The sequence below is a fragment of the Brevibacillus sp. genome (assembly GCF_003521185.1).
Lineage (GTDB): Bacteria > Bacillota > Bacilli > Brevibacillales > Brevibacillaceae > Brevibacillus > Brevibacillus parabrevis.
Genome location: NZ_DOTK01000087.1, coordinates 1 through 6,125, shown reverse-complemented (window position 1 = coordinate 6,125; position 6,125 = coordinate 1). Strand labels below are relative to the sequence as shown.

6 protein-coding genes are annotated in these 6,125 nt (G+C 51.1%); all 6 read right to left on the bottom strand.

Annotated elements, in window-relative coordinates:
- Positions 1–67: 67 nt before the first annotated feature.
- The 6 genes from DEP07_RS25745 to DEP07_RS25720 all read right to left on the bottom strand — a co-directional run bounded on the left by DEP07_RS25745 (position 68) and on the right by DEP07_RS25720 (position 5,763).
- Positions 68–538 (bottom strand): nucleoside deaminase, encoded by a 471-nt coding sequence (locus DEP07_RS25745; RefSeq protein ID WP_063229597.1) that lies wholly within the window; start codon positions 536–538, stop codon positions 68–70.
- A gap of 143 nt (positions 539–681) precedes the next feature.
- Positions 682–2,571, bottom strand: a complete 1,890-nt coding sequence (locus DEP07_RS25740) for an ABC transporter permease (RefSeq protein WP_242772855.1) — start codon at positions 2,569–2,571, stop codon at positions 682–684.
- Positions 2,546–3,316, bottom strand: coding sequence for an ABC transporter ATP-binding protein (locus DEP07_RS25735; RefSeq protein ID WP_122965608.1), 771 nt, complete (start codon positions 3,314–3,316; stop codon positions 2,546–2,548). Before DEP07_RS25735 ends, DEP07_RS25740 begins: the two co-directional genes overlap by 26 nt.
- 69 nt (positions 3,317–3,385) lie before the next feature.
- Positions 3,386–4,402, bottom strand: a complete 1,017-nt coding sequence (locus tag DEP07_RS25730) for a sensor histidine kinase (protein ID WP_217022672.1) — start codon at positions 4,400–4,402, stop codon at positions 3,386–3,388.
- Positions 4,399–5,097, bottom strand: coding sequence for a response regulator transcription factor (locus DEP07_RS25725; protein WP_063229601.1), 699 nt, complete (start codon positions 5,095–5,097; stop codon positions 4,399–4,401). The genes DEP07_RS25730 and DEP07_RS25725 overlap by 4 nt, the downstream gene beginning before the upstream one ends.
- A 150-nt stretch (positions 5,098–5,247) precedes the next feature.
- Positions 5,248–5,763 carry a sigma-70 family RNA polymerase sigma factor gene (locus tag DEP07_RS25720; protein WP_122965610.1) on the bottom strand — a complete coding sequence of 172 codons (516 nt, stop codon included), beginning with the start codon at positions 5,761–5,763 and terminating at the stop codon, positions 5,248–5,250.
- Positions 5,764–6,125: the final 362 nt, after the last annotated feature.

Below are 6,125 nucleotides of genomic sequence, written 5' to 3'. Positions count from 1 at the left end.
ATGCTGGGCGCACCAAAAAAACAGCCACTCCCCGTAGGAAATGGCTGAACGACCAAGCACCACCCGTTCAATATTCGATCCGCTTTTCCGATTGCTCCCAAGCCAGAAACGGACCTTGCCGATTCTCCAGCTCCATCTGGCGAAAAGGAATGCTTCTGCGCTCATGCGGCAACATGATTTGCTCATAAATGAACTGATCATCGAATCCGACACGCGCTGCGTCTTCTTTTGTGCAAGCGTAGTACACGGCCCGCGGACGCGCCCAGTAAATCGCCCCCAAGCACATCGGACACGGCTCGCAGCTCGTGTACAGCTCGCAGTCGTCCAACTGGAAAGTCCCCAGTTTCTGACACGCCTCGCGAATCGCCTGAACCTCCGCATGCGCGGTAGGATCGTTCGTCGCCGTCACTTCATTGCGGCCTCGCCCGACAATTTGCCCGTCCTTCACGACTATCGCGCCAAAAGGCCCGCCACGGCTGGCTGTTACATTGTCCAACGCCAGATTGACGGCATGCTCCATCCATGTTTCCTGTTCCATGCCTTTCCCTCCTCGCTTTGCGCTCCTTCTATATCCTATGCCAGTTTGTGTACTTGCATTAGCCAAACTCGCTCATCGCTTTGCCGACTTATTCAGACGCGCAAAAAAGGCGCCCGCTCCCGGACACCTTTTGCACACTAGCACTAGATTCGGTTCATCGACCGCTTCAAATGGAACAAGTACCGATTGCGGATGACCCAAAAGTAAATCGCCTGAACGATGACGAAGCTACACAACACGATGGCAGTCGGCTTGACGACGGAGGCGATGAGCATGATTTTGAGCAGGCTCTGCAACGAAACAAACGCCACGATGCTATGGATGATCGCAACCAGTATCGGTACGAAAAACAACAGCGCGATCTGCGTCGTGACAATTCTCGTCAACTCCGCATCCGTCAGCCCGATCTTGGCAATCGCTCCATAATGCCGCTTGTCATTTTCTAAGTCCGTGTACAGCCGGAAATACAAAAAGCTCGCTGCTGCTACGAAAAACAGAACCCCTACAAACAGCCCAATGAACAGCCCGGTGTTTGCCATCTGTTTCATCTGGTGATAGAGGGGAGCACGGGCGGCAAAGGAATGTATATCGTTCCGATGCTCGATTTCATCAATCAGCTTGAGACTGATGTCCTGCGTGTCCTTCCACCGCGGCACATCATAGGCAAAGCGCTGTTCTTCCCGCAAATTGGTCAGTTGATCGTACACCTTGTTCGGCACGACGGCCAGACGCTCAAAATCGATGCCGCTGATCAGCGGGTTCATTTTCGTATCCGTTTTGACGATCAGCTCCTGGTTGCCCACGCGCAACGTCTTTTGCTTCACAGCGTCATCAAACCACAAGAGCAGCAAAAACACTTCGTTTTCGGCCATTTTCAGCTCGCGCGAATTGGCGGCCACGGCGATGCGGTTGTAATCGGACAGCTTTACGACCCCGATTCTCTCCATATTCGGAGCCTCTGGCAGCACGCGCATGGACACCTGATATTTTTCAAAAGAAAAGCCGCCTTGCTGCAAGCTGTTTTCAATCAACTGCAAATGCGCGTCCTTGTCAGGATTGCCTGCTTTGCTCTGGTATTCAAACGCAAACGGATTCGTCTTCACGACTGTCTCCTGGATCGAACCTGCCAAGGCAGCCAACGTCCCAATCGCACAAAAGGCGACCGTCGAAACGATACAGACCAGGAAAAACATTCTCGCGTTGTCTTTCATCCGGTACGCCAGGTCAGATAGCGTCAGGAGATTCGTGCGCCGCCAGTAAATCGCTCGACGCTTCTTCAAATATTCAATCAGGATCACGCTCAGCTGTGTAAACAGCAAGTACGTTCCTACCACTGTCAAAGCGGTCACCGGCAACACAAGCGCCACCACGTAGATGCCGTCTGCTGTCAGGGCAAGCCAATAGCTCATTCCGAGCAAGGCAACCGCTACGAGCGACAGCACGATCGACGCGCTAGGCTCCCGCTTGGGACGGCGGCTCCCCTGCAACAGTTCAAGCAGGCTGCGGCTTCTGAGCAACAGCACAGTAAACAGTGAGATCGCCGCGAACAAAATAAGAAACGCCACCACTGTCAGCCCTATCGCTTTCCAGGGCAGATAAAAACCCAATGCCTTCACATCGAGCAGAAAGCCCGCAAACTGGAAAAACAGCTTGGCCAGCACCATCCCAAGACCGATCCCAAACGCGATGGAGACGACCCCGATCAGCATGTTTTCCATGCAGATGAGCACATTGCGCTGCATCGGAGTCATGCCGTGCATGAACAAAATCCCAAATTCCTTTTCCCGCTTTTTCAAAAACGCTCCCACGCAGTAGAAGAGGAAAAAGAACGAAAACAGAAAGATGACGTATTCCGCTACGATCATCCCGGTCGCTACTGATTCATGAATCTCCTCGCCGACAATTCCCGGATGGAAAATGAACATGGCGTAGACGAAAAAGATCATGACAGAGAACACGCTGCTCATGAAAAAGGCAGCATAAGTACGTTTATTGCGCAAAACATTATTACACGCGAATTGTCGAAAGGTCATAGGTGTTCCCTCCCAAAAACGATAGCGCGTCAATAATCTTTTGGAAAAACGCCTGACGGTTCTCTCCCCGGTACATTTCGTTATGCAACTGCCCGTCTTTGATAAAAATGACCCGATGACAGTAGCTGGCTGCCAAGGCATCGTGCGTCACCATCATCATCGTCGTATTGTCCGCTTTATTGATCGCTTCCAAAGTCTCCATGACATTTCGCGAAGACTTGGAATCGAGGTTTCCCGTAGGCTCGTCGGCCAAAAGCAGCGAAGGGGAGTGGATGATAGCGCGAGCGATGGCGGTCTTTTGACGCTGCCCGCCGGATACCTCGTATGTACGCTTATCCAAAATGTCCAAAATTCCCAGCTTCGTAGCCACATTTTGCAGCTTTTCTTCCATCGTCTGAACTTTGACGTTTTCCAGCGTAAGCGGCAAAACGATATTTTCACCAATCGTCAGGGTATCGAGCAAATTGAAATCCTGGAACACAAAGCCCAACTCGCGGCGACGGAAGAGCGCCAGCTTGTCTTTTTTCAACAAGTGCGGATTCGTTCCATTCAAGAGAACAGCCCCCGATGTAGGAGAGTCAATCGTGGAGATCATATTTAAAAGCGTCGTTTTCCCGCTGCCGGATGGACCCATGATACCGACAAATTCTCCTTTGCGAATCGAAAAATCGATATCGGTCAACGCGCGGTATGTCACTTTGCCTCCGTATATTTTACTCAGACTGTTCACCGCAAGCATTTCCATGCGTCTTTCCCCTTTCCTCTGACATCCCACTTTTCACTATACGAGGGCGCACGTTTTTCAACTATCGATTTAACTTTCATCATCCTTACGTTCTTGTAAGGTTGGCACCACCGCAGACAGGACAAGGCGGACTGTCGTGCCCTCGCCCACTTCGGAGTCCATTTCCACGCCATGGTGCAGCCGTCCGCAAATTTCCTTGACTAAGTACAGGCCCATCCCGGTCGATTCAGGATACTTGCGGCCATTTTCCCCGGTAAAATACGGTTTGAACACCCGTCTGATATCCTCAGCTGGTATGCCGATCCCGTAGTCTTGCACTTCCAGGATGACATGCTGCCCGCGTTCGTACGCCCGGATCGTCACCTTGTTGCTTTTCCCCGCCGAATAGCGAACCGCGTTGGTCAAAAGCTGGTTCAACACAAACGAAAGCCATTTGTCGTCGGATTCCACTCGCCAGTTCTCTTCTATTTTCAGCTCTGGATACACTTGATTGCGGATAAACAACCGCTTGTTTTCCGCCAGCACGTTTTGCGTCAATGTGCGAATCGCCACAGGCTCGATCAAAAAGTCCTGTTCAAAGCGGTCCAGCCGCGCTATGTACAGCACTGTTTCCAAGCCGCGCTTGATCCGGTCGATTTCTTCACGCACGCTCTCCGATTTCGGATCATCTTCATTTTGCAGCAGCAAATGGATGACGGAGATCGGCGTTTTCATCTGGTGCACCCATTGCTGGATAAACGTCGTGTAATCGCGCTGCTTGTTCTCGTACGCATGCAGCTGCTCCTTGTACAGCCGATACTGCTCCAGGCTTTTCTCGTCCAAGGCGCGGCAAAGCGCTGCGTTTCCGTACGTCTGCGTCAGCTCCTCCAACGTTTCTACCGGCTTGCTCAAGCGCTGGTAAATCAACCGATGGGTCAAATAACGCACGACCAGAAAAGCTCCGGCAAAAAACACGGACAAAAACATCACGTAAATAACCAAGGATTCGTTCCAGTAGCCGTCCATGGCGAAAATCAAAATCAGCAAAAACAGCTGAACGAGAAAAAAGGCGGCAAAGGCCCATTGATCCCTGAGGAACAGCTTCATTGCCCATCCTCCCAGGTCGCTCGCAGACGATAGCCCGAACCGCGCACAGTCTCGACGGCTCCTTCCAGCCCGATGTCTTTCAGCTTTCCGCGCACACGCGTGATGTACACGTTCAACGTGTTTTCATCGACGAATTGCTCGTCCCACAGCTTTTCCAACAAGCGCTCCCTGCTCACGACGCGCGGGTATTGATTCATCAACGCTTCCAGCAGCAGCGCCTCTTTTTTGCTCAGCTCGATCTTCGTATCGTTCATCGAAAGCTCCATCCGCTCCAAAAACAGCTTCAGTCCCGCAACCTCTACCGTGCGTTCCCCTTCCTGCGGCGCGTATTGTCCGTATGCGCGGCGCAGCTGGCTGCGAATTTTCGCCAGCACCACATCGTAGTCGAACGGCTTGGTAATGTAGTCGTCTGCGCCATTTTCCAGCGCCATGACCTGATCCATCTTGCTCTCCCGCGCGGAAATAAACAAAATCGGGCAGTTGGACTCCTGCCGCATCTGTCTGCACCAGTAAAAGCCGTCAAACTTGGGCAAGTTCACATCCAGCAGTACCAGATCGGGCCGCCTGTCTATGAACACATCCATGACGCGGTCAAAATGCTCGACGTTGACCGTTTGAAATCCGTATTTTTCCAGCTGTTCTTGCAAAAGCTGGTTGATCTTCGGGTCGTCTTCCACAATCATGATTGTCGACATCAGCTTATACTCCTCTCATCGCGAATCTCCTAATTCTTCCTCTCTCTACTATACCACTAGAAAACTCGGCAACGCCAACTGCGCCAAGCTGTCCGAATCACGCCACGCCCGTTTTCGCCCAACAAAAAAAGGCGGTATTGTCATCCGCCTTCAAGCTTTTGCATCCATCATTTGCTGAAGTTTTTTGATCCCGCGAAAATGCAAGATTTTGACTGAAGCCTCTGTCTTGCCCAAAATCTCGGCAATCTCGTTCATACGCAAATCAGCGAGATAGCGCAAAGAAATCACGTTGCGTTGATCTGTCGTCAAGGTGTGTACCTTTTGCCACAGTCCCTCCGTCGTTTCTTGCGTCAGCAGGCACTCCTCCGGCAGCTTGTCAGTCGCAGCCATTGTGCTGAAAGTGTCCTGATCAACCGGGCATTCCCGTTTTTTGCGCATGTGGTCAATCAGGGCATTATGCGCGATGCGGAAAATCCATGCCCCAAAAGGATGGCGGCCATCGTATTGATCCAGCTTCGAGTATACTTTGATGAACACAGTCGTTGTCAGGTCTTCCACGTCCCAGATGTTCTTTACGCGGTAGCGGAAATAGCGGTATATTTTGGCGGAATAATCTTCGTAAATTTGTCTTTGGTTTGGTTTCGCATAAATGAGTGCAGTAGTCATAATCGATCTCCCATTTCGTGATCCGTATGAGTTGATCTCATTGTAAAACGGATCAGAGGCAGGAACCATCGAGTTATATTTCAAGAAGCTTACACTTTTGTAAGGTACTTATAGCTTGCTTGTAAGCTCTCGCACTTATAGGTACGAGAGCCCCACTCGTTTGGTTACAGCCTGAGCCAACTTGCAAAATAATTTTCGGTAACAGGGAAGTAAGCTTTGGCGAAACGGACGAACTCCACTCTGTCCCACACTCGCTTTTTTCCGCTCAGCGTTTTACATCAAAATATATTGAAAAATCCTCCTCATACATGATTTCCACGTAAAAAGGGATGTTCTTCCGATCGAGTAGGAGGGGGCGACTA

Coding starts and splice junctions, on each gene's coding strand:
- DEP07_RS25745 (WP_063229597.1), bottom strand. CDS start 538: ATGGAACAGGAAACATGGATGGAGCATGCCGTCAATCTGGCGTTGGAC.
- DEP07_RS25740 (WP_242772855.1), bottom strand. CDS start 2,571: ATGACCTTTCGACAATTCGCGTGTAATAATGTTTTGCGCAATAAACGT.
- DEP07_RS25735 (WP_122965608.1), bottom strand. CDS start 3,316: ATGGAAATGCTTGCGGTGAACAGTCTGAGTAAAATATACGGAGGCAAA.
- DEP07_RS25730 (WP_217022672.1), bottom strand. CDS start 4,402: ATGAAGCTGTTCCTCAGGGATCAATGGGCCTTTGCCGCCTTTTTTCTC.
- DEP07_RS25725 (WP_063229601.1), bottom strand. CDS start 5,097: ATGTCGACAATCATGATTGTGGAAGACGACCCGAAGATCAACCAGCTT.
- DEP07_RS25720 (WP_122965610.1), bottom strand. CDS start 5,763: ATGACTACTGCACTCATTTATGCGAAACCAAACCAAAGACAAATTTAC.